Source organism: Ruegeria sp. CI8 (assembly GCF_056536865.1).
The window spans coordinates 42,175-68,955 of record NZ_JBQFQL010000004.1 but is presented as its reverse complement, the minus strand read 5'-3'; the positions used below and the strand labels follow the sequence as shown (position 1 = coordinate 68,955).

Below are 26,781 nucleotides of genomic sequence, written 5' to 3'. Positions count from 1 at the left end.
CGACATTCAGACAAATTCCCGGTTTCGCTCTATTTTGACTTCCAACTGTCCAGCCAGCGCCGGAAGCTGGACCTTCGTTCGTCGATCGCATCCCCAGCGGCGTAGAGACCATCCTCGACGCTTTCAAGCATGGGGTCGATGCGGGCTTCGCGGAACCTGCGCCAACGCACCCAAAGCGCCCAGACGACGGCAAAAAACACGGTCAGGAAAATGATATTGAACCAGGGAATGATGCGGACGTCCGGTCCTTCGACATGTTTGATGAAGATGGCATTCGGGAAGATCGACAGAAACTCGTTGCGCCAGCCGTAGTGGGTCACGACAACCCAATCCGGATCATCCTTGTCCGAGATCGCGTCGTTGGCTTCGGTGTAAAGGTTGGCGGTATCGAACTTGAAATAGGGTGGCCAACCCCAGCTGGTATCTTCGTTCCGATAGACGATCGGCTTGCCGTTCGCCCGCACGGCTTGGATGAACTGCACATCGCGGTTCGAAAGGCTGGTCGACTGATCATCGGGCTCAGACCAGAAAATGCGGGTCCAATCCGTCAGATCCTGCCGCTCTTCGTAGGTGTTTACGATGCGGACAATGTCGTGCTGCGGCAGCGAGTATTGCAGGATCGCACCCAGCGTGATCCAGAAAATCAGGATGAACGCCCATTTGATGTAGACCATTCCCAAAACCTCACATGTAGTTCACGACATAGATCAGCGCGGCGATCGCCACCCAAGGCACGATATAAACACCCAGGATCAGTTTGCGACGGAACGAATTGTCATAGACATGCAATCCGCGTTCGACAAAGGCTTCCTTGTTGCCGGTCTTGCCTTTCTCTTCCCACCACGTCTCAAGTTTTTGTCGCCGGACGCGACGCGAGTAAAGAGACAAGGCAAAGTAGGCAATCGTCTGAACGACAAGCAGACCGAGAAACAGGCGCATTGCTCCGAACATATCACTCTTTCCTTACCGCGCCCCAAGGGCCGACCCGTGCGATCACCGCCTCGCTGACCCGGTCTTCGCCACTCATGTCGGGTTCATGCCCGAACAGTGCGGCGCGGGCCCCGGCCTTGTCCACTTGATATTCACGGGCAAGAAACTCGGCCACATAGGCCTTTTTCGGCTCCGGCCAGCCACCATACGTGCGGTAGAACAGTTCCTTGTGGCAAATGAACATCTGGCGCGGGTCCAGCGGGGCAAGCTCGGCCAGCAGCATATTCACAAGATCGCGGTTTGGGGTATTGGCGGCGCGCAGCGAATAGAAATAGGCCGGATGATCCGAAGTGATACGCGGCCAAGGCCCGCCATCGGTCGCCCAGCGCAACAATTGCGCGAGGCCATGATAGGCTTCGGGCAAGCGATCCGCGTGGTTGCGCGCCAAACGCCGCATGTCGCTGCGGTCCAGCCCGGTCAGATCAATGCCCGCATCCGCGGCGGCGTCAACGGTCAGAAAGTCCATCTTCTGTTGCAGAATCGCGGCGGCATCCACGCCGCGGGCCTTGACGATCGGCTCGACCAGATCGTTGTAATTCAGAAATTTGGCAATCTGGTTTCGCTGCGACGGATCAAAGACATATTTGATCGGCAAATCCTCTGGCCTTTCACCCATGCAGATCGCCGCCGGGTGATCCAGATCCGGGAACAGATACATGCCGCCGAAATGCGCCGTCCAGAAGTTGCGCTGTTCAAACACCGTGTGGCGCAGCCGGACAGGGTTGCGGGTGACGTCACCGGTCTCCCTGGCGGTTTCGATCATCCTGGCGATCAGCACATCGTCGAACCAGGCGTCCTCTTCGGTTTTGAACCGTTCGACCATGCCTGCCAGTTGCTCGGCCTTGCGCAGGGTGCCGCCCACGGTGTCGGCCTCGATTTCAATATTGCGCAGGTTCAGCAGGTCGCGCGGCGTCGTGAGTTTGAAGACCGAGTTCACCAGCTCTCCGGCCACCGCATCGGTGGCGGTCAGGGCGAACAACTGCGCCTCGTTCATCTCGATGAATTCGCGTAGGATATCGCGCGAGGTCGAGAATTTGACGTTCAGCAGCGGCGCGCGTTTCTGTTCGGTCGTCAGCAGAATGAACTGCCGGTTGACCCCGTTGGGGTTGAGGTAAAGCTCATCCTCCAGCTCAATCCCCACCTCCGGCGAATAGCCCGAGATATCGACATGGAAATCCGTCAGCGCCGTGGTCTTGCCCGCCAGATGCTGCAGCGCGCGGTTATATCGCTCGACCAGAACCGGGCTGGAGATGTGGACAAGGTTGCCGAACATCAGGCCTTTTTCGATGAGGCGGATCATTGCTCTTCATCCCATATATCGCTTTGCTTCAATAGTGCAGACCAATCGTCGGCCGCAAAATCCAATCCAAGGTCTTGAGCTCGAATTTGTTGAGCTTGAGATAGATTAGGCAGTACTTTTTTTATTTGCTGCAATGTGCTTGCAATGAAACTGGCACTCCGGGGAACGACTGGTTTTCTCAGAAAATTGAGCTGAAAAGATGTTTCAGCGGGCAAGAAATATCCTTGTGCCTGATGTAATCTCAGACAAAACATGTCAATCCGTTCTTCTCTATCGTGTTCCCGGCATTCGATGCCGAGCTCGCAACTCCCTTCGTCTCCACTCCAGTTCCACCTTAGGGGCGTTTCTCCAAAAACTTCCAATTGCCGAAACAGTCTCTGCTTAAGGCTTTCTAGCTCTTCTTTTGCTTCTATTTCTTCACGTTGCTTCTGCTCCTTTAAAAAGATGTCCTTTTGAACATCCATTATTTCGGCCTGCTCTCTTTGAGCATCCGCCATTTTGATGAATTCTTTTCGTTGCTCTTGTAGTTCTTCGGCTTGCAACCAAACCGTCACGACAATCCAAATAAACGCTAGTGTCCCGGCAAACCCAGCAAGAGTGTCTCCTATTTCATTGGGAGAAGCATTCTGCAGATACTGCCATTTCGTCTCGCAGACGCCCGCCCAATTGCATACCTCACCAACCGACAAGAAATAAGCAAATACCCCAAATACTAAGACCGAAAGAGAACCACCAACAAGAAATGGTTTTTGCTTGTATAGCTCCTCCTTCTTCACCCCTTCCCCTCCAGATACCGCCGCTTGGCCTCTTCCATCCGGCCCATCTCACGGACGGCGTTTTCGATAGCGACCTCATCGCTCTTGTCGGCATAGCGGAATTCGCTGTCGGCGTAGCGGTTGATTTCCTGGATCACCATTTCGACCGTGATCGGCTGGCGCAGGTCCTCGATCATCGCCTTCTTGGTGTCGTAGTCGCGGAACAGGAACAGGTCGGGGTTTTCCATCCATTCGTCGGGCAGTTCGAAATCCATCGCGCGGACCTTGACCGCGTCGGTGATGTTCTTGATCGCGCGACCGGTGAAGCGCTCATCCGCCTGTTGGATCGCCTTGAGATAGGTGCCCAGCTTGGCGATCGTGTCCATCTGGCCGATATCGCCCGACACCCGGTCATAGACCTGCAACAATGCATCCTCATGCGGGCGGGAATGGCTTTCGAAACTGGCAGCGACGGCTTTCTTGATTTCCTGCGCAGCATAGGCCTCGTGTTCGCCCAGCGGAATGTCGTGGTTACGGCCCATCAGCAGGTGCAGGATGTCGATGTAATCCTCGCGCGTTTGCGGCCCATCCACCAGAAACCGCGCACCGGCCCGCTGGCGCAGGGCGTCGTCCACATTCTCGGGGTAGTTCGAGAACATGCCAAAGGTGCAGTTGCCGCGCACGACGGTGTTGGCGCCCGCAAAGCTCTCCATCAGCACGGCGGTGATCTCCAACTGCCCGGCGCTGGACTGCCGGTCGCCGCGTTTGCCGGCCAGCTGATCGATATCGTCGATCGTGCCAAAACCGATGACCGAGGGGTCGATGATCGTGTTGATGAACGCCTTGGCGTTCTGGCCGGATTTGCCCTGATAGCTGTCGATATTGTCGGTGCTCAGGTTCTGATAGCGGAACGGATAGCCTGCATTCTGGCAATAATCATTGATCAGCCCGGCCATCATCTGGATCAGAGTGGTCTTGCCGGTGCCCGGTTTGCCGTCGCCCATGAAGGTAAAGATAAACCCGCCAAGCTCCGCGAACGGGTTCAGGCGACGGTCAAAATCATAAGCCATCAGCATTTTGGCCAGCTTCATGGCCTGATATTTGGCGATATGGTTGCCCACCACCTCGTTCGGTTTCTTGAACGTCATGGTGAGCGTGGTGGATTTGGCTTTCGACGCGGGCTCAAATCCCCGGATCGTCAGATCGTCGGCCTCGATATGCCAGGCGGCGTTCTGGAACGGGGCCAGATGGCCAGCCGTTTGCGCGCGCAGAGCAGCTTTGTCCATCAGTTGCTCTGCATAGGCACTGGTGGCCGCGATCAGATGGGCATCATCGGGCGCGTGCTTGGCCAGAACCTGATCCAGCTCCCAAAGGGCACCGTGCAGGGCGAGTTGGCCGTTGTCTGTCAGGACCTCTTCGATTTCACCGATTTCGACCGTGGTCTCACCCAGATGCGAGGACATCAAATAGGCCAACGCATTGCCGAAGGTGTGCAAGGTGATCAACGCTTCGGCGGTCAGCAGATCCGAGAATTCGGTCTTGCGCGCGGCGGCAAGATCTCCGGCCAGATTGGCGCGTTTCAGATCGGCCAGCGGGGTCTGGTCCGCATAGGTTTCGGCCACGGCAAAAGAGATGGCAATCGCCCGGCGGGTCGCCTGCTGTGTGGTCGCCTGCTGTGGGGACACCAGCGCGTCGCCGTCATCCGCGGCCTCGATCCGTTCGACCAGATGCACCCCATCGGCCCGCGCAGTGCGGCGGGTTACCAACCCCGGCGTGGTCGACCGGAACCGCCGCCCCGTCGACACACCCGGTGACCGTTCGACGGCGGCCTCGGCGGGTTTGGCTATGCGCGGCGCATGCTCGAACCCGTTCAGCAATGCGGTAGCGGCAGGATAGTGCTTGCGAATATCGTCTTCGCGCAATTCCATCTGGTCTGACGTCAAACTCATTTCAAAATCGCCTTTGTATTATCAATATCGCAACACCTGCCCGGACTTGCTGACCACAAACTTGCGCACATCCGCAAAGCCCGGCGGATTGCGTTCGGCCAGAACCTGGAACGGACGCTGGGGAAGGATGATCGAGCGCTGGGTGCGTGTGGCCCCGGTCTCGGCCCCCTGTCCGCCGAAGGGGTCCAACGCAAAGACCTCGCGCTCGACGGTCGAGAACCATCCGGCGCGTTCTTCGATGACCTCTTCGCTGTGCAGCTCTTCGGTGGTCCAGGCCAGAGCCCAATCCTGCCCCTCGGGGGCCTGCGCGTCCTCCAACACCTGCCGCAGGGGGCCGGATTGCTCGGTATAGGCCGAGGAATACATCGGACCCACATGAATGCGGCGCAGGTGTTTGGGGTGCAGGTCGTCGAAATCCTGATCGAAGCCCTTGGCGATGGTCACCAGTTTCAACCCGCCAAGCGACTGCGCCATCAGATGCGCCTGCACTTCGGGCCAGCGGCGTTGATCCTTGGGCAGGGCCGTTTTGCCGCTGTCCTCCAACTGCATCAGGTAGATGACCGGCAGGTTGATCTGGCTGTCATAGACCGCCCAATGAATCAGGAATTTCCGCCGCTCGCCCTCGGTCTCGATCCAATGGCATTCCGGGTCATTGCGAGCCCAGAACAGCTGACCTTTCAACAATTCCTCGTAATAGAGCCTTTGAGACAGCGCGAATTGCAGCTTGGTGGGGATTTCCCTGTCACTGATGATCGTCCGCACCATCTCGGTTTTCAGGTCATCTTCCGAGGGCATATTCGCCAGATGTACCTGCGCCTGCTGCGCGTCATTGGCCATGGTCAGCAGTTCGGCCGCCACCGGAAATCCGCTGTCGCGCTTGTCCATGGCGAGGCTGCCAAAGAACCGTCCCGTATCGCGCCCGACCAGCAGGTATTTCATGCTGAGCGCTCGGAACGTGTAGAGCAACCCCGAAAGGTAGCGCGACACGATCCGCACCTCTTGCTTGCTGATCGCGCCCTCAGCCTCCATCGTCGCGGCCACGCGCAGAAGGTGGACAGTGATTACCTCGAATTTGCGGAAATAGCGGCGCGAGGCGAAGGTGTCGGTCAGGCCAACATGGTCTTGGGTGGGGTTAGTCATTTAGCTTATCGACCAATAGAAGGAATACCTCGAATGCCAACCAAAGTGCGCCCCAGACTGCGAACACGGCTGAAACTCCAAATGAGCCGAGCGCGAAGACCAATGGCACGAAGAACATCATCAATCTCAGATCGGGACCAAGGTATGCTGGAATCAATTGGGTCAGGTACCCGAACAGGATGAGAAGCGCCCCAAAGAGCGCAACGCCCACCGCGGAACTTAGCATCTTTAGCGGCGAACGGATCGCGTCCTCACCCCCCATACAAATTCTTATCATGCTTCTCAACAATCGAGGCGAACCGGCGGGCAAAGCGTTCGTCTGCCTTGGCTTTTTTCTCCAGTACGTCGCGGGCGAAGACCATGTGGTCCTCATGCGCCTCAAGCATGTCGGCCATTTTCTGATTGGTCGCGGTGCCGATGGCGGCCATGGCAGTCTGCGCCTCTTGGTCTGTCTGCACACCGATCTCGTTGATGCGGTGGGCCACGTCCTGCTGCTGCGCGGTTTTCAGCGATTTGGTCAGGGCGTCATACAGCACCACGCGTTGCTGCGTGTCTGTCTGCAGCTTGTTGATCAGCACCATCTGCGTCGCCGCCTGGTTCTGCAGTGAATCGACCCAGGTCTTGCCCTTTTCGATATAGCGCTCAAGCGTCTGGGACTTGGCCAGCTTCACCTGTTCTTCCTGAACCTTGGCGTTGTATTGCTTGTTCAGCTCGGCCAATTCAGACTCAAACTGGGTGCGCGCGGCGGCGTCCTGTTCGACGCTGATCTTGTTTTCCAGCGTGATGATCGTCGGATCCATGCCCTGAATCTCTGCGCGCAGCGCCTCGAGTTCCGCCACGGTCGCCTCGCGGTCATCCAGCGTGACGGTCAGGTTGTTCTCCACCTTCACGCGCTGCTCTTCAAGCACGGCCAGTTGTCCTTCCAGCAGCTTCACGATCACGTCGGATTTGGCGATCAGGTCCTGCAGCTTGTCGTCGATATTGGCTGAGCGCATCCGTTCTTGGCGCATGGACTCGGATTTACCCTTCGAGAAGATGCCCACGAACGATTCCCACCCGGTCTTCGAGCGCATCTCGTCGAAATCCTTGGAAAACGCGCTGGTGACGTCGTCCAGCCCCATGATCAGTTCGGCGATGTTTGCGTTCATCACCTCGGTATGGGCGTGCACGTCTTCAAGCGTGGCATTTTCGATGTCGATATCCGCTTCGGCCGTTCCGATCTTGGCGCGTGCGGCCTCGATCCGCGAGGTCAGCCCTTCGATCTGCGACTGGCTTTCACGCACCTTGGCCTGGGTTTCCTCGATCAATGCTTCGAATTGCTGGTTCGACATCTGTCCAATCCTTGTTTTCTTATCTACCCAACAAGATAGGAAATGTTATAACGATTTACATCCCCCTGGGTCTCTCAAATCACCGGAACTTTGGCAAAACCCTATCGAAAAAGATAGGCGTCAAAACCAACAGCTGGCTGGCTTTTGATGCTTTCCGGCCCTTGCATCGCACGCCGATCTATTTTTTGATCAAATCTGGATTGATTGACGCCCCCGGGTGGCCCTAGACATGTTCTGCGCCACCTGATTGGGTACGCGCAAATTCTTTCCCTGCCCGGAGGCCGACCCATGCTGGATACCACGACCGACCTGAAATCGCTTTTGAAGAACCCCGACCTTCTGGTCACCAAGGCCTATATCGGCGGGCAATGGGTCGATGGTGACAACGGCACCTTTGCCGTCACCAATCCGGCCCGCGGCGACGTGATCGCCGAGGTCGCGGATGTCAGCCGCGCCCAGGTGGCCGGTGCCATCGCGCAGGCCGAGGCCGCACAGAAGGAATGGGCCAAGCTGACCGGCAAGGAGCGCGCTGCGATCCTGCGCCGGTGGTTCGACCTGATGATGGAAAACGCCGAGGATCTGGGCAAGATCCTGACCGCCGAACAGGGCAAGCCCCTGGCCGAGGCGGTGGGCGAGATCGCCTATGGCGCCTCCTTCATCGAATTTTTCGGCGAAGAGGCCAAGCGGGTCTATGGCGAGACCATCCCCGGCCATCAGCGCGACAAGCGGATCATGGTGCTGAAACAGCCGATCGGGGTGGCGGCCTCGATCACGCCGTGGAACTTCCCCAACGCGATGATCACGCGCAAGGCAGGCCCGGCACTGGCCGCTGGCTGCGCCTTCGTCGCGCGCCCGGCCACCGAAACGCCCCTGTCGGCGCTGGTGCTGGCGCTGCTGGCCGAACAGGCCGGCGTTCCGGCGGGCGTGTTCAACGTGGTGCCTTCGTCACAGGCCAGCGAGATCGGCAAGGAGTTCTGCGAGAACCCCGGCGTGCGCAAGCTGACCTTTACCGGCTCGACCGAGGTGGGCCGGATCTTGCTGCGTCAGGCCGCGGACCAGGTCATGAAATGCTCGATGGAGCTGGGCGGCAACGCGCCGTTCATCGTGTTCGACGACGCCGATCTGGATGCCGCCGTCGAAGGCGCGATGCTGTGCAAATTCCGCAACAACGGCCAGACCTGCGTCTGTGCCAACCGCATCTATGTGCAGGCCGGTGTCTATGACGCCTTTGCCGCCAAGCTCAAGGCCGCGGTCGAAGCATTGAAAATCGGCGACGGCCTGTCCGATGGCACCACGACCGGCCCGCTGATCAGCGACGAGGCGGTGGCCAAGGTGCAGGAACATATCGCCGATGCCACGGCCAATGGCGGCGCGATCCTGACCGGAGGCCTGCCGCACGATCTGGGCGGCACCTTCTTCCAGCCCACGATCATCACCGACGTGACCCAGGACATGAAGGTCGCGCAGGAAGAGACCTTTGGTCCGCTGGCGCCCCTGTTCAAATTCGAGGACGAGGACGAGGTCATCGCCATGGCCAATGACACGGTCTTCGGCCTCGCCTCGTATTTCTACGCCAAGGATCTGAGCCGCGTGTACAAGGTGGCCGAGGCGCTGGAATACGGCATCGTCGGCATCAACACCGGCATCATCAGCTCGGAACTGGGCCCGTTTGGTGGTGTCAAGCAATCCGGCCTTGGCCGGGAAGGCAGCCACCACGGCATGGAAGACTATCTCGAGATGAAATACATCTGCATGGCGATCTGATCGGACGGACCATGAGACCAGGGCGCCTTTGGGCGCCCTTTTTCTTTGCAACCGTCATGAAAAAACCCCGCGTCCGGAGGAACGCGGGGTTGTGCGACAACCGAGGGAGGAGACGATCATCGCCGCTTGGGCGGTCTCAGCCTCAGTTCACGGGCTTGGCGTCAACCACGTCCTTTTCGATCGCCTTGGTCGAGGTGATCTCGATCCGGCGCGGTTTCAGCGCTTCGGGCACCTCGCGCTTCAGGTCGATGTGCAGCATGCCGTTTTCCAGGCTGGCGCCGGTCACGCGGACGTGGTCGGCCAGAGCAAAACGACGCTCGAAGGCGCGGGTGGCGATGCCGCGATGCAGATAGGTGCGCTTGGTGTCTTCGGTGGCTTTCTTACCGGCCACGACCAGCGCGTTTTCCTTGACTTCGATCGTCAGGTCATCTTCGGCAAAGCCGGCGACTGCGATCGAAATGCGATACGCATCGGCATCGGTTTTTTCGATGTTGTACGGGGGATAGCTGGGTTGTGACACTTCGCTGGTCATGACCCGATCCATGATGTCGGCAATCTGGTCAAAGCCGACGGTTGCACGGTGCAGTGGTGCAAAATCAAAGCTACGCATGTTCGTTATCCTCATGTTCAGAGCGATTTACGAGTTTTGCCCTCCGATTGGACGGGCGTTGGTCATCGTCGGACCCCGGTTTGGCTGCCCGACACACATGAAATGGGAAAGGATCTGGCTGAGTTCAAGACCCGCCGGAGCTGATGAATTTCGCGCCTGAGCTGGACTTGCCCGAGCCGACCTGCAGCCGCCGGATCTTGGCCTTTGGCTGCGGCGCATCCCGCCGCATGATGGCCTTGAGGTCCGAGACGATCCCCTCAAGTTCCATGCCGAACCCGACCTTCCGACGGCCGTCGGTACCAACCGCAGATACCACAGAAAGGATCTGCCAACGCGGCCCATTGCGGGCCAGAATTGCCGAACCGGAAGATCCAAACGTGACATCGCAATTGAAGGTAATCAAACCTTGGCGCCGCTCCAGAATCCGGCAGGACCGCTGGCGCGTGATTGCCTCGGATCGGCCGCGCCCGTACGAAGCGATGCTGATCTCATCCCCGGCGACCCGGCCACTGTGCAATGCAAATGGGTTGGCGACGGTATACGGGATCGGTTGATCCAGTCGCATCAGGGCGACATCGACCCGGACCATCTCGGGTGACAGGCCAACCCGGGGGTCATAGTCGGGAAGGACGGCGATCTGCACGACCGTGCCTTCTGCAAGCGCATGTCCATCGCTCAAACCTGCGCGAAAGGTGACTTCGCCGGGTGCATAGGTCCGACCGGTGGCCTTGTCCGTCGCACAATGGGCTGCGGTCAGAACAAGATCCTGCGCGATCAGCGTACCCGTGCAGAACGAGCGGTCTCCGATGTCCAGCCGTCCGATCGCCTCCCAACCATACAGGTCGTCCCGATCGGTCAGCCGGCGCTTGCCACTGTCCTGGGCCAGCGCCGACGCGGCAATCCCGGCCAAAATCAGAGCCAATGTCACGATACGGCAGGTCATGGCCGGACAAACCTTGCGCCAACGTTCTTCCCAGGCTCGATCGTCTTGCCGGACGCGCCAAATCCATTCCCTGCGGACAGCTCGGTACGCAGCACCTCCAGCGACTCTTCCAGCGCTGTTCCCAACGATACCCGCCGGCCTTCCAATTCGGCCTTTGCGGACACGACCGATACGATCCGGGGGTGATCCCCTGAGAACGAGAAGATCGGCGCGCCGGACGCACCCAAATCCACGTCACAGGACATGACCAGCACCCCCGATTGCTGCGCCATGACTGAGCAGACCTGTTGCAGCGAAGGGGCTTCTGCGCGGTTGTGGGCGTACGAAACCACTCCGACATCCTCGCCACGCGTTGGCCTGTAGCCGGTTTCAAACGGGATCACGGTCGTATTTCGGATCGGCTGCCACAACTCGATCAGCGCGACGTCGTGGCGCACGCGGCTGACAGATGCGGCGCGGTCATACTCGTATTCCGGATGAATGACCGCCTGGCGCGCCGTGCGATAGGCCGATGCGCGGCCATGTCGCCACCCCGCCAGAAACTCGATTTGGCCCGGATCAATTCGTTGGCGGGTTGCTTGGTCGAACAGGCAATGCGCTGCGGTCAGAACAAGGGTGGGTGAGATCAACGCGCCAGTGCAGAAGCCGGTGCCGTTGATGTTCAGCCGTCCGACCGCCATCCATTCGCGTCCGGAATCCGAGGTTTCAAGGCTTTGCAGCCCAGTATCCTGCGCCGTGGCTGCCAATGGCAGAACACATAACGCTATCGCCCTGATCCATGTGCGCACGCGGTTCTCCGGCATGAGGTATCGGCCAATCTACTTACGCGTGGCGTTTGGCGAAAATAGGGCAGAGCCGGACCGGGCCTAATCCGCACCAGACTGATGCGTCGGCGCATCAGGCCCGATCACCGCAGGATCGGCACCGTATCCGCAGGCTGTCCGGCCCGATCCAGCGCAAGGGGCCGAGGCCCGCCCGTGGCCCAATCCAACAGCTCGACCGTATGCACGATGGGCAGTCGGGTGCCCGACCCGATCTGCATCATGCAGCCGATGTTCCCGGCCGCAATCAGATCGGGGTTCCTGGCCTCGAGCGTACGCACCTTGCGCTGTTTCAGCTTGGCCGAGATCTCGGGCTGCATCAGGTTGTAGGTGCCCGCGCTGCCACAGCACAGATGGCTGTCGGCGGGTTCGACCACCGTGAACCCCGCCTTTTTCAGCAGGTCCTTGGGATAGGTCTTGATCTGCTGCCCGTGTTGCAGCGAGCAAGCCGCGTGATAGGCCACCGTCAGCCCCTTGTCGTCACCCTGTGGCAAGTCCAGCTGCATCAGGATCTCGCTGACATCCATGGCAATGCCCGACACCCGGGCCGCGTCCTCGGCCAGCGGATCGTCGCGGAACATGTGCCCGTAATCCTTGACCGTGGTGCCGCAGCCCGAGGTGTTGATGACGATTGCATCCAACCCCTTGCCGTCCATCTCGCGGGTCCAGGCGCGGATATTGGCGGCGGCGGTGGTATGGCTTTCGCGGGTCTTGCCCATGTGATGGGTCAACGCCCCGCAGCAGCCGGCGCCCTCGGCCACAACGACCTCGCAGCCCAGCCGGGTCAGCAGGCGGATCGTGGCATCGTTGATGTCGGTGTTCAGCGCCTTTTGCGCACAGCCCGTCATCAGGGCCACGCGTTTGATCGCCTGCCCCTTGGGCGCAAAGCTTTGGGGGTCGTCATTGCGGCTGACGGGCGGGATGTGTTTCGGCGCCATGTCCAGCATCGCCCGCAGGCGCGCGTCGGGCATCAGAAAGCGGAACGGCCGCCCCAGCTTGGCCCCGATCAGCGCCCAGCGGAACCGCATCGGATAGGGCAGGATCCGCGCCAGAACCCACCGCAGCGCCCGGTCCGAGAAGGGGCGCTTGTAGCGGTTTTCGATATATTCGCGGGCGTGATCGACAAGATGCATGTAATGCACGCCCGACGGGCAGGTCGTCATGCAGGCCAGACAGGACAGGCAGCGGTCGATATGCTTGACGGTCTTTTCATCCGGCACACGCTCGTTTTCCAGCATGTCCTTGATCAGGTAGATACGCCCGCGGGGGCTGTCCAATTCGTCGCCCAACACCTGATAGGTCGGGCAGGTGGCGGTGCAGAACCCGCAATGCACGCAGTTGCGCAAAATCTCGTTCGCGCGGCGGGTGCCGGGGTCTTTCAACTGGTCTTCGGTGAATGTGGTCTGCATCGCCCTATCCCATTAGCCCGGGGTTGAACACGCCGCGCGGGTCGAATTTCTGTCGAATCCCCTGTGTCAGAGCCGCAATGCCCTGCGGTTCCGGCTGGAACCGGCCCAACCGGGCAAGGGTATCGGCCCCGGCCCGCACCAGCGTGGCGTGGCCGGAAAACGCGCCAATGCGGGCGCGCAGGTCGGTGCCTGCGGGCACCAGCGCCCAGATCAACCCGCCGCCCCAATCGAACAGGGTGCGGTCGGCCTCGGCCCGCACGGCGATTTCGGGCGCGTCGCCGGGTTTGACCGAAATCCGCCAGACATCGCCGGGCGTGTCGGCTAAATCGGCCGCATCGCGGATCGCCTGCCACAGGGCGTCCGATGGCTCGACCGGATCAACTGCGCCGAACTGGGCAAGCAACTCCTGCAGACGCCCGGTGCGATACGAGACCGATTCCGCAAACCCCTCGATCCGGATCAAGGCGCGCTGCTGCTGCGGATCATAGGCTGCGCCGGTGACCTCAAAGGGTGATTTCAGGGCCTCGGACAGGATGCGAACCGCAGTCGCGGCGTCCTTGGCGGGTACAGCCAGCGTCGCGCTGGCCTCGGGTTTGGGCAGCACTTTCAGCGACACCTCGGTCAGCACGCCCAGCGTGCCCCAGGACCCGGCCATCAGCTTGACCAGATCATAGCCGGTGACGTTCTTCATCACCCGCCCGCCATTCTTGATGATCTGCCCCTGCCCGTCGACAAAGCGCACGCCCAGCAGGAAATCGCGGCAGGCCCCGGCCTGGATCCGGCGCGGCCCCGAGACGTTGGCGGCCACGACTCCGCCGATCGTGGGCGCGCCCGTGGAACCAAGGAGGGCGCGATGGTCCATCGGCTCGAATGCCAGTTGCTGGCCTTCGGCCTCCAACGCGGCCTCGATCTCAGCCAGCGGCGTTCCGGCCTGCGCCACAAGCGTCAACGCCCCCGGCTCGTACAGGGTGATCCCGCGCAGCCCCTCGGTGCTCAGCGTCCGGTCGGAGCCGGTCACACCGCGCGTGCCGCCACCGACAACGCGTACCGGTTCGTTCAGGCCGGCCACGATTTCGGCCAGTTCAGACTCTGATTCAGGTCTCATTGCGGGGTCCGTTCTGTCTTGGGATTCATTCCGCCGCCATCGGCACGACGCGTCGGGCCGCACTGGCATCCAGCGGGAACACCTTGGCGGGGTTCAGCAGCCATTTCGGGTCGAACACGTCCTTCACGGCCATTTGCGCCTCAAGGTCCTGAGGCGCGTATTGATGATGCATCAGGTCGCGCTTTTCGATGCCCACCCCATGCTCGCCGGTCAGGCAGCCGCCGGCGTCCACGCACAGTTTCAGGATTTCGGCCCCGAAGGACTCGCATTTTTCCAGATCGCCGGGCTTGTTCGCATCGAACAGGATCAGCGGATGCATGTTGCCGTCGCCGGCATGGAACACGTTACCCACGGGCAGGCCAAACTCTTTGCTCAGTTCGCCGATGCGGCGCAGCACGTCCGGCAGGGCCGACACCGGAATCGTGCCGTCCAGACACATATAGTCGTTGATCTGCCCCATCGCGCCAAAGGCCGATTTCCGGCCCAGCCAGATGCGGGCGCTTTCCTCGGCCGACTGGCTTTCGCGCAGCTCGACCGGGTTGTGTCGTTTGGCGATCTCGACGATCTTGGCCAGCTGGCTGTCGATCTCGGCGTCCGAGCCTTCGACCTCGACGATCAGCAGCGCCTCGCAATTCGGATAGCCGGCATGGGCAAAATTCTCGCAGGCTTCGATGCACAGCCGGTCCATGAACTCGATCGCCACGGGCAGGATGCCCGATTTGATGATGTCCGAGACGCATTCGCCCGCCACCGCGTTGTCATCAAAACCCATCAGGACCGGGCGGGCGCCCTCAGGCTTGCGGAGGATGCGCAGCGTCGCCTCGGTGACGACCCCCAGTTGCCCTTCCGAGCCGCAGATCACGCCCAGCAAATCCAGCCCGCCGGAATCCAGATGCGCGCCGCCGATCTCGACCACGCGGCCATCCATCAGGACCATGGTCACGCCCAACAGGTTGTTGGTGGTTACGCCGTATTTCAGGCAATGCGCGCCGCCCGAGTTCATCGCGATATTGCCCGCAATGGCGCAGGCCAGCTGCGACGACGGATCGGGCGCATAGAAGAATTCCTGCTCTTCGACCGCGCCGGTGACGCTCAGATTGGTGCGGCCGGTCTGCACGCGGATGAAGCGGTTGTCATAGTCGACCTCAAGCACCTCGTTCATGCGGGCCACGCCCAGGATCACGCAATCGGCGGTGGGCAGCGCCCCACCGGCCAGCGAGGTCCCGGCCCCGCGCGGCACGACCGGCACGCCTTCGTCATGGCAGATGCGCAGAGTATCCGAGACCTCCTGCGTCGAGGACGGCAGCACCGCGATCATCGGCGCGCATTTGTAAGCGGTCAGGGCGTCGCATTCATAGGCGCGGGTTTCGGATGGATCGGCGATGATGGCATCTTCGGGCAAAACCTGCCGCAGACGGGCTAGCACGTTGGCCTTGCGGGCCAGAACGTCGGGGTTGGGCTGTGGCATGTCCATGGCGGATCCTCCAGTTTGGTAAAATAATATTACCAATTTCTGCATCTGGCAAGTTGCCTTCGTCGGACGTACTGTCGCGCCATGACACTGACCGAACGCGCCCTGCTGTTTTCACCCCTGGACTACGCCGCCGTCCTGCTGTTGCTGATCGCCTGGCAATGGATCGGATGGCGGATCGAGAACCCCGCGCCCGGCAAGCGCTCGGTCGCGGTGATGATGGACGAATTCCGCCGCTGCTGGATGCGCGAAATGGTGACCCGTCAGCCCCGCATGTTCGACGCCCAGGTCGTGGGCACGATGCGTCAGGGCAGTACGTTTTTTGCCTCGACCACGATGATCGCCATCGGGGGCGGGATGGCCCTTCTGGGCAATACCGAGCGGCTGTCGGGCGTCGCCAAGGATCTGGCCATCGGCAGCGCGCCGGCCATGGTGTGGGAGGTCAAGATCCTGATCGTGCTGCTGTTTCTGTCGAATGCCTTTCTGAAATACGTCTGGGCGCACCGGTTGTTCGGCTACTGCGCGGTGCTGATGGCGGCGGTGCCCAACGAGCCCGAGGATCCGCAGGCCTATCCGCGCGCGGCACAGGCGGCCGAGATCTGCGTGACCGCCGCGCGCAGCTTCAACCGTGCCTTGCGGGCCACCTATTTCGCGCTGGCCTCGCTGGCCTGGATCCTGGGCCCGATCACTTTGATCATCGGCACGCTTCTGACATTGGGGGTTCTTTATCGGCGCGAGTTTGCCTCGCATTCCCGCGCGATCCTGCTGAGCCTGCCGCCGGACACGCAGACGTGATCGCGCCCCGCCCGATCAGACCCTAGACTGGCGAAATGCGACACCTGATCCCCTGCCTGTTTCTGGCCGTCCCGGCCCTCGCCGACCCGCCGACGGTCGAAAATGTCACCGCGACGCGCACGGGCGAGACCTGGCGATTCGACGTGACCATCCGCCACCCCGATACCGGGTGGGACCACTATGCCGATGGCTGGCGCGTTCTGGCGATGGACGGAACCGAGCTGGGGATGCGGGTGCTGCATCACCCGCACGAGACCGAGCAGCCCTTTACCCGATCCCTGGGCGGGGTCGCGATCCCCGAAGGCGCGAGTCAGGTTCAGGTACAGGCCCGGTGCAGCGTCGATGGCTGGAACGCAGACACCACGCTTGTAACGCTCGACTGATCGTCAGAACACGCCCAGCGACAGCCCGGCGCCCAGCGCGGCGCCGATCTCGCGACATTTGTCCAGTTCATCCTCGGGGATGGTCTTTTCCGCCAATATCGCCTCGGGCGTCTGGGCGTGGGTGCAGAGGATGAGCGGCGGTTGCACCTCTTTCAGGCGCCAACCGGTGGCGATGCGCGCCAGTTGCCGCGCCGCGTTCTGACCGTCGGACCCGGCGCAGATCATCTGCGCATAGGGCCGCCCCTCGATCCGGCCCAGAACCGGATAGTAGCATCGGTCGAAGAAGTCCTTCATGACGCCTGACAGCGCCGCGAGGTTCTCGGGCGCGCAAAAGATGTATCCGTCGGCCGCCAGCAGATCGTCGGGTCCCGCCTGCTCGGCGGGTTTCAGGCTGACCTCGGCCTCGGCGCTGCCCGCCTGAGCGGCCGCTTCGGCCATCTGCCGGCTGCCGCCGGTGCGTGAATGGTAGACGATCAGCAGACGGGCCACAGCGGTCAGGCCCGATGATACGGGCCGCCCGACAGGATCGTCGCGGCACGATAGAGTTGTTCGGACAGCATCACCCGGACCAGCATATGCGGCCAGACCATCGCGCCGAAAGAAATCGAAAAATCAGCCTCGGCCCGCAGCGCCGGGTCGATCCCGTCGGCGCCACCGATGACAAAGGCCAGATCCTGCCGGCCCATGTCTCGCCACCCGGCCAGCTTCCGCGCGAAATCGGGGGAAGCAATCACCTTTCCCCGCTCGTCCAATGTGCAGATCACCGCGCCAGCGGGCAGCGCCTTGCGCAGCAAGCCGGCCTCGGCGCCCATACCGGCGTTTTTCTTGTCTTCGACCTCGATCACGCGCGCAGGCCCAAGGCCCAGGCCGCGGCCGGTCCGGTCGAAACGGGTCAGATAGTCGTCAAGCAGGATCTTCTCCGGTCCGGCACGCAATCGCCCGACCGCACAAATGCTGATACGCATGTCGCTCTCGCCGCCGGCCCTTTAATACGGGCCGGGATGGCGCCTCAGTTCGCCGAGGCGCTGCCGCCCTGAGGCAGCCACATCTTTTCCAGCTGGTAGAATTCGCGCACTTCGGGGCGGAAGATATGGACGATCACATCGCCCGTATCGATCAGCACCCAGTCACCGGCATCCTTGCCTTCGACCTTCGAGGTGAAACCGAATTCCTGCTTGATGCGATCCGTCAGCTTTTCTGCCATCGCCGACACCTGACGCGTCGACCGGCCCGAAGCGATGACCATGTAGTCGGCCACCGAAGACTTGCCCTGCAGGTTGATCTGCACAACATCTTCGGCCTTGTCATCGGAAAGTGAGGAAAGGATGCGTTCAAGCAGCTTGTCGCTGATTGACTGAGAGCGGGCCATCACAGCGGCCCCTTCATCGGCGGGCAAACCCGCCTGTGTGTGTAGAGACAGGACATGGTCCTCCTTGCTAAAGCGCCGTGTAACCCCGGCGCCGGGGTACTATTAAGGTAGCAAGGCAATTGCAACATTTCAATGAACGGCAACCGCTGATGGCACGGGGTTGATCAATCCGTGTCCAGATGTGGCACAGCGGTGTCGGTGGCACCCTGCCCCAGCAGGCGCACTTCGCGCTGCGGGAAGGGGATCGAGATGCCCTCGGCCTGGAATGCATCCCACAGCGCCAGATAGACATTGCCGCGGATGTTGGTCAGGCCGGCCGTCGGGTCCCGGATCCAGAACCGCAGCACGTAATCGACGCTGCTGTCTCCGAACCCGGTGATATGGCAGACCGGTTCGTGCTTGCCGCCGCTCAGAACGCGTTTGACTGATTTCACCGTTCGCACGGCGGTCTCGCGCACCTTGTGCGGGTCGTCGCCGTAGCTGGTGCCGAAGGTCAGATCTAGGCGGACGAACTCGTCGGAATGGGACCAGTTCACCACCTGCCCGGTAATCAGATCCTCGTTCGGGATCAGGTATTCGCGCCCGTCGCGGGTGACGACCGAGACGTAGCGGGCGCCCAGCGCGTTGATCCAACCGAACGTGTCGCCCAGCGAGATCACGTCGCCCGGCTTGATCGACCGGTCCATCAGGATGATGATCCCCGAGATCAGATTCGACACGACCTTCTGCAGGCCGAAGCCGATACCGACGCCAACCGCACCGGACAACAGCGCGATCCCGGTCAGGTCGAATCCCAGCGTCCGGATCCCGACCAGAAAGACCAGCCCGTAAAACGCGACCTGGATCCCCTTGGCCAGCAGCACCTGCATCGAGGGCGAGATGTCGTCATTGCTTTTCAGCCCGCGTTCAGCCGCCCGGGTACCAAGCCGCGCCAGCACCAACAACGTGCCGATCAGCAGAATGGCCTTGAGAATCCCCAATGCCGAGATGTGAAGGCTGCCGATCGAAATCGCCACGCCGTCCAGAAACTCGGCGACGTCATCGGTCAGACTCAGCGCGACCAGCGTGGCGTAGATCCACATCGACCAGCGGAAGATGCGCCGAATCGTCCGGTTGCGGACCAGTCGCGAAATCAGCGCGATCGCCAGCCACGCGGTTGCCAGCGTTGCCAGAACACCGATGATGTAACTGCGCGATGGCCAGGTGACCTGCTGCATCACCAGATAAACGCCCCAAGCCAGCACGACGAAGTAGACCAGCGTCATCCGCTGCATCAGCTGAACCAGAACCCGCAACCGCCATTTGGGCCATCCGCTGCGCGCCCGCGCCCAGGCTTCCCACCGGCCTTTTGTCAGCAGAGTCAAAAGGAAGGACAGCGCCACCAGCCCCAGGATGATGGCGATCTGATACTGCCGCCACCCCGGAGTCACGATCAGCTCGACCAGGTTCCCAAGCTGCAACAGAAAGGCCTCGGCCATGTTGTCGAACAGCTCTGAAATCGAACTTGGGATCAAATCATTGTCCATGCGCGTCTCCTGCCGCCAGATTGAACAGCAATGTGGCGGCTTGCAAGGCCCACCGACCTGTCGCGGGACGCGGATTGAGCCTTGATTGACGAGGGGGCGCGATATATCTGGATCGCATGAGATTCCATCAGGCCCCTGCTCCCAACCTGCAAGACCGCGCGCGCCTGCGTGAACGGTTCTTCGGGGCCGCCCGCACGGTTCTGGCCCGCCTATAATCGGCGCCCAGCCACTCGCCAGCATTTCTCAATACAGACGGGAGAGGACCGATGTCCCCCAAAACACTCTATGACAAGATCTGGGATGCCCATGTCGTGCACGAAGCCGACGATGGCACCTGCCTGCTTTATATCGACCGCCACCTGGTGCACGAAGTGACCAGCCCGCAGGCCTTCGAAGGCCTGCGCATGGCGGGCCGCAAGGTGCGCGCGCCGGAAAAGACCATCGCCGTGCCGGACCACAACGTGCCCACCACGCCCGACCGCGTGAACGGAATCGAGAACCCCGAATCGCGCATCCAGGTCGAAGCACTGGACAAGAACGCCCGCGAATTCGGCATTCACTACTACCCGGTGAATGATATCCGTCAGGGCATCGTCCACATCGTCGGCCCCGAACAGGGCTGGACCCTGCCGGGCATGACCGTGGTCTGCGGCGACAGCCACACCGCCACCCACGGCGCGTTCGGCGCGCTGGCCCACGGCATCGGCACCTCCGAGGTCGAGCATGTTCTGGCCACGCAGACTCTGATCCAGAAAAAGTCCAAGAACATGAAGGTCGAGATCACCGGCAAACTGCAGCCGGGCGTGACCGCCAAGGACATCACCCTGGCCGTGATCGGCGAAACCGGCACCGCCGGCGGCACCGGCTATGTGATCGAATATTGCGGCGAAGCGATCCGCGACCTGTCGATGGAAGGCCGCATGACCGTCTGCAACATGGCCATCGAGGGCGGCGCCCGCGCCGGCCTGATCGCGCCGGACGAAAAGACGTTCGAATACGTCAAGGGCCGCCCGCATGCCCCCAAGGGCGCGCAGTGGGAGGCCGCTCTGACCTGGTGGAAGACGCTCTATTCCGATGATGACGCCCATTGGGACAAGGTCGTCACCATCCGCGGCGAGGACATCGCCCCCGTGGTTACCTGGGGCACCAGCCCCGAAGACGTTCTGCCGATCACCGCGACCGTGCCCAACCCCGAGGATTTCGAGGGCGGCAAGGTCGAGGCCGCGCGCCGCTCGATCGAATACATGGGGCTCAAGCCGGGCCAGAAACTGAGCGACATCGAGATCGACACGGTCTTCATCGGCTCCTGCACCAACGGCCGGATCGAGGATCTGCGCGCCGCTGCCGAGATCCTGAAGGGCAAAAAGATCAAGGACGGCATCCGCGCCATGGTCGTGCCCGGCTCGGGCCTCGTGCGCGCGCAGGCCGAAGAGGAAGGCATTGCCGAGATCTTCAAGCAGGCCGGGTTCGAATGGCGCCTTGCGGGTTGTTCGATGTGCCTGGCGATGAACCCCGACCAGCTGACCCCGGGCGAGCGCTGCGCCGCCACCTCGAACCGCAATTTCGAGGGCCGTCAGGGCCGCGGCGGACGCACCCATCTGCTGAGCCCCGCGATGGCTGCCGCTGCGGCAATCACGGGAAAGCTGACAGATGTGCGTGAATTGATGTAAGGTCCCCTCATATCTAGATATTTGAGGGAGAGACTGAAATGAGTGAATGGGTCAAATGGCTCCTGATGGGGCTTCTGTCGATCGTGTTCGGCATATTCGTGCTGGGCGCACCGGTTGTGGCATCCGTGGCAGTGACCGTGGTCACCGGCGTCCTTTTGCTGGTGTCCGGCGTTCTGCAGGTTGTCGGCGGTTTCACCGTCGAAGGAACCGGAAACAAGATCCTGGCCTTCATCATGGGTGCGGTCATGCTGTTCCTGGGCTGGTCGTTTCTGGACCATCCGCTGGCAGGCACTCTGACGCTGGCAACAGTGGTGCTTATCTTGTTCATGGCAGGCGGGATCGCACGGATCATTCTCTCGTTTCAGATGCGAGGCACGTCATTTTTCTGGCCAACCCTGATCTCGGGCATCTTGTCGATCATCCTGGCAGGCATCATCTGGTCTTATGCAAGCTCGGAACCGGCGGTGCTGTTCCAGTTGCTGGGCATCCTGCTGGGCATCGAGATGCTGTTCAACGGGTTCGGATTGGTCTTCATGGCGTTCTTCGTCAAGAACGCGCCCAAAGACGAAACAACAGAAGCTCAACAAGCTTGAAACGCGGGGCATGGGGCCTGACCTCTCCCGCAGGAGTGTGAACATGGAAAAGTTTGAAAAAGTCCACGGTGTGGCAGCCCCCATGCCCCTGATCAATATCGACACCGATATGATCATTCCCAAGGTGCATCTGAAAACGATCAAACGGTCCGGCCTCGGCGTCGTCCTGTTCGACGAGATGCGCTATCACGATGACGGGCGCGAGAACGAAGAGTTCGTCCTGAACAAACCCGCTTATCGCAATGCAGAGATTCTGGTGGCCGGCGACAACTTCGGGTGCGGCTCATCTCGGGAACACGCGCCTTGGGCGATCAAGGATTTCGGTATCAAGGTGGTCATCTCGACCAGCTTCGCCGACATCTTCTTCAACAACTGCTTCAAGAACGGCATCCTGCCCATCGTGGTCGAAGAACACCACCACGTCATTCTGATGGAGGATGCCCACAAGGGCGAGAACGCACGTATGACCGTGCATCTGGAAGATCAGCAGATCGTCACCTCGGACGGCGTCGTGATCGAGTTTGATATCGACCCGCACCGCAAGCATTGCCTGCTGAACGGTCTGGACGATATCGGCCTGACGATGGAAAAAGACCACCACATCGACACGTTCGAATCCCATGCCGGACAGGCGCGCCCCTGGGTGTGATTCTGGGGATGAACCTGTGGATACTCAACCAGACGGGGTCGCCAAGGCGGCCCCGTTCGCATTCTTGGGGTTAAAGTCAAAGCAACCACAACATGTAGAGAATCATTTCCATTACACGTCGAATTTGCGACGTGAATGATGCAAAGCCGCACCAGTTTCGCCATCTTTTTGCCCGAAATCACGTGTTTTCTGCACCTCGGCTTGAGCGAAATGCCGCTTATCGCCAATGATGGCGCTAAAGGGGCATCCGCCAAATATCGAGATTGGCGGGCATCAAGTTGGAACCAAGTCGGCGAAGAATCGACTGGTCCGGTTTGGAAAGGGTTCGGATAGTGATTGCTCGCACAACAGGGGCTGCGATACGGGGATTGTTGGTGGCACTTCTGGTGCTGACACCCGCATTGTATCTGCCCGCATCAACGTCCAACGGGACCGAGATCGTTGTCTTTCTGGCAATCCTCGCATTCATCCTGACCTTCGCCGAATACAACTCGGCCTTTCCCAGCTTTATTGAATTCCGCGATGCGCCACCCGTGAACAGACTGCGCTTTGTCGGCCTGATGTCGATGATCTCGTTCCTGACCTTGATCTGCAAGAACGCCTATGCGCCGACGGAACTGACCAGCACCGTGTATTCGGTCGGCCTGGCCGTCGCGAATGTCGTGGACTTCCCCTATTCACCTGTCCGCCTGGTGGTGTTGATGCTGCCTGCTGACGCGAGCCAACCCCTGGTCGAGTTGGTACGCATCACGGCAAGTGTCGCCTATGTCGCCGCTTTGGTCACGATCGCCAGCTTTGCCTATGCGGTCAAACTGCGTGGGTGGCCCACTGGCAACGGGGCGTTCAATGTCTGGACCAACCTGCCCCTGTTCGACCCCACCAAGGGCGGAGACGTGGTGACTCGCCTGCAGCGCGACGGTCGGTTGAACATCTCGGTCGGCGTTCTGCTGCCGTTCCTGATTCCGGCCCTGATCAAGCTGCTCACGGATTTCATTGATCCGCTGTCGTTGTCCAATCCGCAGACGTTGATCTGGACCATGAGCGCGTGGGCTTTCCTGCCGGCCAGCATGATCATGCGCGGGATGGCAACCCTGCGCATTGCCGGGCTGATCGTGGAAAAACGCCGCGCCTACTCGACCACCGAGACGACCCAAACCGCATGATCCGTATTCTTGTTCTGCTGTTGCTGCCGTTTGTGGCGCAGGCAGAGCCAGTGCGCGTTGCCAGCTTCAATGCTGAGCTAGGCCGGAAAGGTCCGGGCCTGCTGCTGCGGGATATTCGGCGTGATGATCCCCAGGTGCAGGCCGTGATCGAGGTTCTGACCGCCGCTGCCCCCGATGTTCTGGCCCTGCAAGGCATCGACTGGGACCATGACAACCTGGCCCTGTCCGCGCTGGCTGATCGGTTGCGCGCGGCAGGGCTGGATTACCCGCATCTCTTCGCTGGTCAGCCCAACTCGGGGCTGATGACGTCGCTCGATCTGGACGGGGACGGAGAACGGGGCGGACCCGGAGACGCCCAGGGATGGGGCCGTTTCACCGGAAATGGCGGGCTGGCCGTGCTGTCCCGTTATCCGATCGCAAAGGATGAGGTTCGTGACCTTTCAGCGCTGCTTTGGAAGGACCTGCCCGGCGCGACGCTACCCACCCTTGGCGGGTTGCCTTTCCCGTCCGAACAGGCCCACGCTGTTCAGCGCCTGTCGTCGACCGCCCATTGGATCGTGCCGGTGGAGACACCTCAAGGCCGCCTGAACCTGATGACCTTTCACGCCACCCCTCCTGTCTTCGACGGGCCTGAGGATCGCAACGGATTGCGCAATCGCGATGAGATCCGGCTGTGGTCGGTGTTGCTTGACGGCGGGCTGGGTCCAGCCCCGAAAAGTCGTTTCATCATTGCCGGTGACGCAAATCTCGACCCGAACCTGGGCGATGGGCGCAATGAAGCCATCCGCGATCTGTTACAGCACCCCAGCCTGCAGGATCCGCAACCCGTGGATGGCGCAGGCTCGGCTGTAACGGTGGTTTGGAAGGCGGTGGGTGAACGGCGTGTTGACTATCTGCTGCCATCAGTCGACTGGGTGGTTGAAGACGCCGGCATCCACTGGACCGACGCCAAAGGCGTGCCCCTTGCCGCGGCCCGCAAGGCCAGCCGACATCGTCTGATTTGGGTTGACCTGTCACACCCTGACATGCCGCCGGGCCTATGACAGGCCCTGAACTCGATCCACGTCTGTGGTTCGCGGGATATCATGCGACAGGTCAGACACAGCGGTTTTCAATGCCTCGTGCAGCAGCGTGGATGCGAAATCGCTGATCAACGAGTCGAAGAACGAGCCATCCAAGCGGTGCGGCGTGTCCCACAGATAGCGCATCTCAAGCAGATGCGGGGCCAGTTTCCAGAACGGCTGGGCCAGAACAATTGGCCACCAGTTCATCTGCTTCAAGCGCACCGTAGCCCCGGTCACTTCCGACAAGGCCTGCGCCAATTGGCGGCCGGTCAACGTGTATCCGGCAAAAGGAATGTCGCAATAGCGCGGCAAGTCATGCCGCATCTCGGCCAACTGAACCGCAGCGCGGGCCAGATCCGGCAGGTAGGCCCAGGCATGGGCAATGTCGGGGTCACCGGGATAGACAAAACGCCCCTTGGCCAGCGGCTTGATCATGATCTGGTCGAACCAATTGCCAGAGGCTTGCGTGTCAAGGAAATCCCCGGCGCGCAGGATCACGGTGCGCACGCCCGACGACCGATAGGCCTCCTCCATACGGATCCGAATCTGGCCCAGAGGGTTGGTTGCAAGATGCGGCGTATCTGCCGCCCACGGCCCAGGCGTGTCGGCCCCAAAAACATAAACGTTCCCGGGCACGATCACGGTCGCCCCGGTTGCCTTCGCCGCACCGATGACCTGAGCGTGCAAATCCGGCACCTGCCGCGCCCACTCGGTATATGGCGGGTTCCAGCCATTCACGATGATATCCGCGCCCCTGGCGGCGGTGGACAGATCATCCCTCGCGCGGTCAAATCTCCGCACCGTCCATCCGGCCGCTTGAAACGCGTCTGCGGCATTGCGGCCAAAACGCCCCGAAGATCCCAGGATCAGCACCTTTCCCGTCATCGCAACCTCCTGTCAGCCCCGGCGGTTGAACAAAAGATATCCATTCACTCACCTTTGGGAATTGCCGAAAAACGCAGAGCATGTATTCATCTGCGCATGGATAAAACCTTGGCACTTTCTGATTGGTCTTTGGTGCAGAGCTTTCTGGCAGTTGTGGAAACGGGATCCCTGTCGGCGGCCGCGCGGGAACTGGGGCGCAGTCAGCCGACGCTTGGTCGCCAGGTGCAGGCGCTTGAGACGGATTTGGGCGTGTCGCTGTTCGATCGCCATGCGCGAGGCCTCAAGCTCAGCGCGGCCGGCCAGCAATTGCTGCCGATGGCGCAACAGATGCACGCGGCCATGCGTGAGCTGAGCCTGGCCGCCGCCGGGCAGTCGCAACAGCTGGGCGGTACGGTCCGCATCACCGCGTCGGTCTTCGCGTCGCACCATATCCTGCCGTCCATTCTGGCGGACATCCGCAGGCAAGAACCTTCGATCCAGCTGGAACTGGTCGCCACCGACACCAGCGAGAATCTGCTGTTCCGCGAAGCTGATATCGCAGTTCGCATGTATCGCCCCGAGCAGGTCGATATCGTGACCCGTCATCTGGGCGACGTACCGTTGTGTTTCTGCGCAGCCCGGTCGTATCTGGACCGCGCCGGTCGGCCAACCACCCCCGAAGAGTTGTTTCAGCATGACCTGGTGGGTTTCGACTCCAACGACCTGATCATCTCGAAAATGCAGGCCAAGGGTTGGCCTGCCAGCAAGGAAAACTTTGCCACCCGTTGCGATCTCCAAAGCGCCTATTGGGAGTTGATCCGTGCGGGTTGCGGCATCGGTTTCAGCCAGGTTCAAGTCGCCCAGACTGATCCTGCGGTGGAAATTCTGCCATTGGATGTGGACATCCCGGTCCTGCCGGTCTGGCTGGCTGCGCCGCAGGCCATGCGGCAGACGCCGCGCATTCGCCGGGTCTGGGACCTGCTGGCAGAAGGGCTGAAAGCCAGCTTGTAACCCAAATCGGGTGCCCGGCGCATGTTCAGCGGCGTTTTTCGCGCTGTACGGCCCTGATTCCGCGCATTTTGGCCAGAACGCCTCATTGACCAGATGCACCGCAAAC

Annotated in this window: 27 protein-coding genes; 9 read left to right on the top strand and 18 right to left on the bottom strand. The window is 61.0% G+C overall.

Going from position 1 to position 26,781, the window contains the following annotated elements; all coding sequences use genetic code 11:
* Nucleotides 1-29 precede the first annotated feature (29 nt).
* The 7 genes from ACR0DA_RS15400 to ACR0DA_RS15370 all read right to left on the bottom strand — a co-directional run bounded on the left by ACR0DA_RS15400 (nucleotide 30) and on the right by ACR0DA_RS15370 (nucleotide 7,465).
* Entirely contained in the window at nucleotides 30-674 is a 645-nt protein-coding gene (locus ACR0DA_RS15400; protein WP_170530167.1) for a DUF1523 family protein, read from the bottom strand.
* A 10-nt stretch (nucleotides 675-684) separates the two neighbouring features.
* Complete coding sequence (locus tag ACR0DA_RS15395; RefSeq protein WP_093963662.1) at nucleotides 685-951, bottom strand: hypothetical protein; 267 nt, start codon at nucleotides 949-951, stop codon at nucleotides 685-687.
* Nucleotide 952: 1 nt separating this feature from the next.
* Entirely contained in the window at nucleotides 953-2,290 is a 1,338-nt protein-coding gene (locus ACR0DA_RS15390; protein WP_480754783.1) for a DUF6638 family protein, read from the bottom strand.
* Nucleotides 2,287-3,066 (bottom strand): hypothetical protein, encoded by a 780-nt coding sequence (locus tag ACR0DA_RS15385; RefSeq protein WP_170440180.1) that lies wholly within the window; start codon nucleotides 3,064-3,066, stop codon nucleotides 2,287-2,289. The genes ACR0DA_RS15390 and ACR0DA_RS15385 overlap by 4 nt, the downstream gene beginning before the upstream one ends.
* Nucleotides 3,063-4,994, bottom strand: coding sequence for an AAA family ATPase (locus ACR0DA_RS15380; protein ID WP_480754782.1), 1,932 nt, complete (start codon nucleotides 4,992-4,994; stop codon nucleotides 3,063-3,065). The genes ACR0DA_RS15385 and ACR0DA_RS15380 overlap by 4 nt, the downstream gene beginning before the upstream one ends.
* 21 nt (nucleotides 4,995-5,015) lie before the next feature.
* Entirely contained in the window at nucleotides 5,016-6,134 is a 1,119-nt protein-coding gene (locus ACR0DA_RS15375) for a hypothetical protein (protein WP_480754780.1), read from the bottom strand.
* A 251-nt stretch (nucleotides 6,135-6,385) separates the two neighbouring features.
* The gene (locus tag ACR0DA_RS15370) at nucleotides 6,386-7,465 is read right to left on the bottom strand and encodes a coiled-coil domain-containing protein (protein WP_170583031.1); all 1,080 of its coding nucleotides are present in this window, start codon (nucleotides 7,463-7,465) and stop codon (nucleotides 6,386-6,388) included.
* Between the two features lie 288 nt (nucleotides 7,466-7,753).
* Here ACR0DA_RS15370 and ACR0DA_RS15365 point away from each other — a divergent pair, with 288 nt between their 5' ends.
* Nucleotides 7,754-9,229 (top strand): NAD-dependent succinate-semialdehyde dehydrogenase, encoded by a 1,476-nt coding sequence (locus ACR0DA_RS15365; RefSeq protein WP_480754779.1) that lies wholly within the window; start codon nucleotides 7,754-7,756, stop codon nucleotides 9,227-9,229.
* Between the two features lie 142 nt (nucleotides 9,230-9,371).
* Here the strand turns inward: ACR0DA_RS15365 and ACR0DA_RS15360 are convergent, their stop codons facing one another.
* From ACR0DA_RS15360 to ACR0DA_RS15335, 6 genes are all read right to left on the bottom strand, one after another.
* Nucleotides 9,372-9,839 carry an Hsp20 family protein gene (locus ACR0DA_RS15360; RefSeq protein ID WP_170342492.1) on the bottom strand — a complete coding sequence of 156 codons (468 nt, stop codon included), beginning with the start codon at nucleotides 9,837-9,839 and terminating at the stop codon, nucleotides 9,372-9,374.
* A gap of 124 nt (nucleotides 9,840-9,963) precedes the next feature.
* Complete coding sequence (locus tag ACR0DA_RS15355) at nucleotides 9,964-10,782, bottom strand: trypsin-like serine peptidase (protein WP_170365630.1); 819 nt, start codon at nucleotides 10,780-10,782, stop codon at nucleotides 9,964-9,966.
* Nucleotides 10,779-11,570, bottom strand: coding sequence for a trypsin-like serine peptidase (locus ACR0DA_RS15350; RefSeq protein ID WP_367646623.1), 792 nt, complete (start codon nucleotides 11,568-11,570; stop codon nucleotides 10,779-10,781). Before ACR0DA_RS15350 ends, ACR0DA_RS15355 begins: the two co-directional genes overlap by 4 nt.
* 119 nt (nucleotides 11,571-11,689) lie before the next feature.
* Nucleotides 11,690-13,012: a glycolate oxidase subunit GlcF gene (gene glcF, locus ACR0DA_RS15345; RefSeq protein WP_170372493.1), complete on the bottom strand. Its 1,323-nt coding sequence runs from the start codon at nucleotides 13,010-13,012 to the stop codon at nucleotides 11,690-11,692.
* Nucleotides 13,013-13,016: 4 nt separating this feature from the next.
* A complete protein-coding gene (glcE, locus tag ACR0DA_RS15340) occupies nucleotides 13,017-14,117 on the bottom strand; it encodes a glycolate oxidase subunit GlcE (protein WP_480754776.1) in 1,101 nt (366 codons plus the stop codon).
* Between the two features lie 25 nt (nucleotides 14,118-14,142).
* The gene (locus ACR0DA_RS15335) at nucleotides 14,143-15,591 is read right to left on the bottom strand and encodes an FAD-linked oxidase C-terminal domain-containing protein (protein WP_170600997.1); all 1,449 of its coding nucleotides are present in this window, start codon (nucleotides 15,589-15,591) and stop codon (nucleotides 14,143-14,145) included.
* 81 nt (nucleotides 15,592-15,672) lie between these two features.
* On the opposite strand from ACR0DA_RS15335, the gene ACR0DA_RS15330 reads away from it, so the two are divergent.
* Both ACR0DA_RS15330 and ACR0DA_RS15325 read left to right on the top strand, forming a co-directional pair.
* The gene (locus tag ACR0DA_RS15330; protein ID WP_480754771.1) at nucleotides 15,673-16,383 is read left to right on the top strand and encodes a DUF599 domain-containing protein; all 711 of its coding nucleotides are present in this window, start codon (nucleotides 15,673-15,675) and stop codon (nucleotides 16,381-16,383) included.
* Between the two features lie 35 nt (nucleotides 16,384-16,418).
* A complete protein-coding gene (locus ACR0DA_RS15325; protein WP_170365640.1) occupies nucleotides 16,419-16,766 on the top strand; it encodes a hypothetical protein in 348 nt (115 codons plus the stop codon).
* 3 nt (nucleotides 16,767-16,769) lie between these two features.
* On the opposite strand, the gene ACR0DA_RS15320 is transcribed toward ACR0DA_RS15325, so the two are convergent.
* The 4 genes from ACR0DA_RS15320 to ACR0DA_RS15305 form a co-directional block, all read right to left on the bottom strand.
* Entirely contained in the window at nucleotides 16,770-17,255 is a 486-nt protein-coding gene (locus ACR0DA_RS15320; RefSeq protein ID WP_480754769.1) for a flavodoxin family protein, read from the bottom strand.
* A gap of 5 nt (nucleotides 17,256-17,260) precedes the next feature.
* On the bottom strand, nucleotides 17,261-17,731 hold the full coding sequence (rlmH, locus tag ACR0DA_RS15315; RefSeq protein WP_480754767.1) for a 23S rRNA (pseudouridine(1915)-N(3))-methyltransferase RlmH: 471 nt from the start codon (nucleotides 17,729-17,731) through the stop codon (nucleotides 17,261-17,263).
* 44 nt (nucleotides 17,732-17,775) lie between these two features.
* Complete coding sequence (gene rsfS, locus ACR0DA_RS15310) at nucleotides 17,776-18,135, bottom strand: ribosome silencing factor (RefSeq protein WP_093963679.1); 360 nt, start codon at nucleotides 18,133-18,135, stop codon at nucleotides 17,776-17,778.
* Between the two features lie 164 nt (nucleotides 18,136-18,299).
* The gene (locus ACR0DA_RS15305) at nucleotides 18,300-19,661 is read right to left on the bottom strand and encodes a mechanosensitive ion channel family protein (RefSeq protein ID WP_170343174.1); all 1,362 of its coding nucleotides are present in this window, start codon (nucleotides 19,659-19,661) and stop codon (nucleotides 18,300-18,302) included.
* Nucleotides 19,662-19,927: 266 nt separating this feature from the next.
* Between ACR0DA_RS15305 and leuC the strand changes: the two genes are divergently transcribed.
* From leuC to ACR0DA_RS15280, 5 genes are all read left to right on the top strand, one after another.
* The gene (gene leuC / locus ACR0DA_RS15300; RefSeq protein WP_480754766.1) at nucleotides 19,928-21,331 is read left to right on the top strand and encodes a 3-isopropylmalate dehydratase large subunit; all 1,404 of its coding nucleotides are present in this window, start codon (nucleotides 19,928-19,930) and stop codon (nucleotides 21,329-21,331) included.
* A gap of 38 nt (nucleotides 21,332-21,369) precedes the next feature.
* Entirely contained in the window at nucleotides 21,370-21,924 is a 555-nt protein-coding gene (locus ACR0DA_RS15295) for an HdeD family acid-resistance protein (protein WP_170343176.1), read from the top strand.
* A gap of 43 nt (nucleotides 21,925-21,967) precedes the next feature.
* Nucleotides 21,968-22,573, top strand: a complete 606-nt coding sequence (gene leuD, locus ACR0DA_RS15290) for a 3-isopropylmalate dehydratase small subunit (protein WP_170343177.1) — start codon at nucleotides 21,968-21,970, stop codon at nucleotides 22,571-22,573.
* 332 nt (nucleotides 22,574-22,905) lie between these two features.
* Nucleotides 22,906-23,736 (top strand): hypothetical protein, encoded by an 831-nt coding sequence (locus ACR0DA_RS15285; RefSeq protein ID WP_170359843.1) that lies wholly within the window; start codon nucleotides 22,906-22,908, stop codon nucleotides 23,734-23,736.
* Complete coding sequence (locus tag ACR0DA_RS15280; protein WP_480754764.1) at nucleotides 23,733-24,779, top strand: endonuclease/exonuclease/phosphatase family protein; 1,047 nt, start codon at nucleotides 23,733-23,735, stop codon at nucleotides 24,777-24,779. Before ACR0DA_RS15285 ends, ACR0DA_RS15280 begins: the two co-directional genes overlap by 4 nt.
* Here ACR0DA_RS15280 and ACR0DA_RS15275 read toward each other — a convergent pair.
* Nucleotides 24,774-25,685 carry a Rossmann-fold NAD(P)-binding domain-containing protein gene (locus ACR0DA_RS15275; protein WP_480754762.1) on the bottom strand — a complete coding sequence of 304 codons (912 nt, stop codon included), beginning with the start codon at nucleotides 25,683-25,685 and terminating at the stop codon, nucleotides 24,774-24,776. The two genes, ACR0DA_RS15280 and ACR0DA_RS15275, sit on opposite strands and share 6 nt — an antisense overlap.
* A gap of 96 nt (nucleotides 25,686-25,781) precedes the next feature.
* Here ACR0DA_RS15275 and ACR0DA_RS15270 point away from each other — a divergent pair, with 96 nt between their 5' ends.
* Nucleotides 25,782-26,675, top strand: a complete 894-nt coding sequence (locus ACR0DA_RS15270; RefSeq protein WP_480754760.1) for a LysR family transcriptional regulator — start codon at nucleotides 25,782-25,784, stop codon at nucleotides 26,673-26,675.
* Nucleotides 26,676-26,781: the final 106 nt, after the last annotated feature.

What these genes read in the sequence shown, in the direction of transcription:
- ACR0DA_RS15395 (WP_093963662.1), bottom strand. Translation starts at nt 951, where the DNA reads ATGTTCGGAGCAATGCGCCTGTTTCTCGGTCTGCTTGTCGTTCAGACG.
- glcE (WP_480754776.1), bottom strand. Translation starts at nt 14,117, where the DNA reads ATGAGACCTGAATCAGAGTCTGAACTGGCCGAAATCGTGGCCGGCCTG.
- ACR0DA_RS15390 (WP_480754783.1), bottom strand. Translation starts at nt 2,290, where the DNA reads ATGATCCGCCTCATCGAAAAAGGCCTGATGTTCGGCAACCTTGTCCAC.
- leuD (WP_170343177.1), top strand. Translation starts at nt 21,968, where the DNA reads ATGGAAAAGTTTGAAAAAGTCCACGGTGTGGCAGCCCCCATGCCCCTG.
- ACR0DA_RS15280 (WP_480754764.1), top strand. Translation starts at nt 23,733, where the DNA reads ATGATCCGTATTCTTGTTCTGCTGTTGCTGCCGTTTGTGGCGCAGGCA.
- ACR0DA_RS15330 (WP_480754771.1), top strand. Translation starts at nt 15,673, where the DNA reads ATGACACTGACCGAACGCGCCCTGCTGTTTTCACCCCTGGACTACGCC.
- ACR0DA_RS15355 (WP_170365630.1), bottom strand. Translation starts at nt 10,782, where the DNA reads ATGACCTGCCGTATCGTGACATTGGCTCTGATTTTGGCCGGGATTGCC.
- ACR0DA_RS15305 (WP_170343174.1), bottom strand. Translation starts at nt 19,661, where the DNA reads ATGGACAATGATTTGATCCCAAGTTCGATTTCAGAGCTGTTCGACAAC.
- ACR0DA_RS15275 (WP_480754762.1), bottom strand. Translation starts at nt 25,685, where the DNA reads ATGACGGGAAAGGTGCTGATCCTGGGATCTTCGGGGCGTTTTGGCCGC.
- ACR0DA_RS15270 (WP_480754760.1), top strand. Translation starts at nt 25,782, where the DNA reads ATGGATAAAACCTTGGCACTTTCTGATTGGTCTTTGGTGCAGAGCTTT.
- glcF (WP_170372493.1), bottom strand. Translation starts at nt 13,012, where the DNA reads ATGCAGACCACATTCACCGAAGACCAGTTGAAAGACCCCGGCACCCGC.
- leuC (WP_480754766.1), top strand. Translation starts at nt 19,928, where the DNA reads ATGTCCCCCAAAACACTCTATGACAAGATCTGGGATGCCCATGTCGTG.
- ACR0DA_RS15370 (WP_170583031.1), bottom strand. Translation starts at nt 7,465, where the DNA reads ATGTCGAACCAGCAATTCGAAGCATTGATCGAGGAAACCCAGGCCAAG.
- rsfS (WP_093963679.1), bottom strand. Translation starts at nt 18,135, where the DNA reads ATGGCCCGCTCTCAGTCAATCAGCGACAAGCTGCTTGAACGCATCCTT.
- ACR0DA_RS15325 (WP_170365640.1), top strand. Translation starts at nt 16,419, where the DNA reads ATGCGACACCTGATCCCCTGCCTGTTTCTGGCCGTCCCGGCCCTCGCC.
- rlmH (WP_480754767.1), bottom strand. Translation starts at nt 17,731, where the DNA reads ATGCGTATCAGCATTTGTGCGGTCGGGCGATTGCGTGCCGGACCGGAG.
- ACR0DA_RS15360 (WP_170342492.1), bottom strand. Translation starts at nt 9,839, where the DNA reads ATGCGTAGCTTTGATTTTGCACCACTGCACCGTGCAACCGTCGGCTTT.
- ACR0DA_RS15365 (WP_480754779.1), top strand. Translation starts at nt 7,754, where the DNA reads ATGCTGGATACCACGACCGACCTGAAATCGCTTTTGAAGAACCCCGAC.
- ACR0DA_RS15380 (WP_480754782.1), bottom strand. Translation starts at nt 4,994, where the DNA reads ATGAGTTTGACGTCAGACCAGATGGAATTGCGCGAAGACGATATTCGC.
- ACR0DA_RS15375 (WP_480754780.1), bottom strand. Translation starts at nt 6,134, where the DNA reads ATGACTAACCCCACCCAAGACCATGTTGGCCTGACCGACACCTTCGCC.
- ACR0DA_RS15400 (WP_170530167.1), bottom strand. Translation starts at nt 674, where the DNA reads ATGGTCTACATCAAATGGGCGTTCATCCTGATTTTCTGGATCACGCTG.
- ACR0DA_RS15295 (WP_170343176.1), top strand. Translation starts at nt 21,370, where the DNA reads ATGAGTGAATGGGTCAAATGGCTCCTGATGGGGCTTCTGTCGATCGTG.
- ACR0DA_RS15335 (WP_170600997.1), bottom strand. Translation starts at nt 15,591, where the DNA reads ATGGACATGCCACAGCCCAACCCCGACGTTCTGGCCCGCAAGGCCAAC.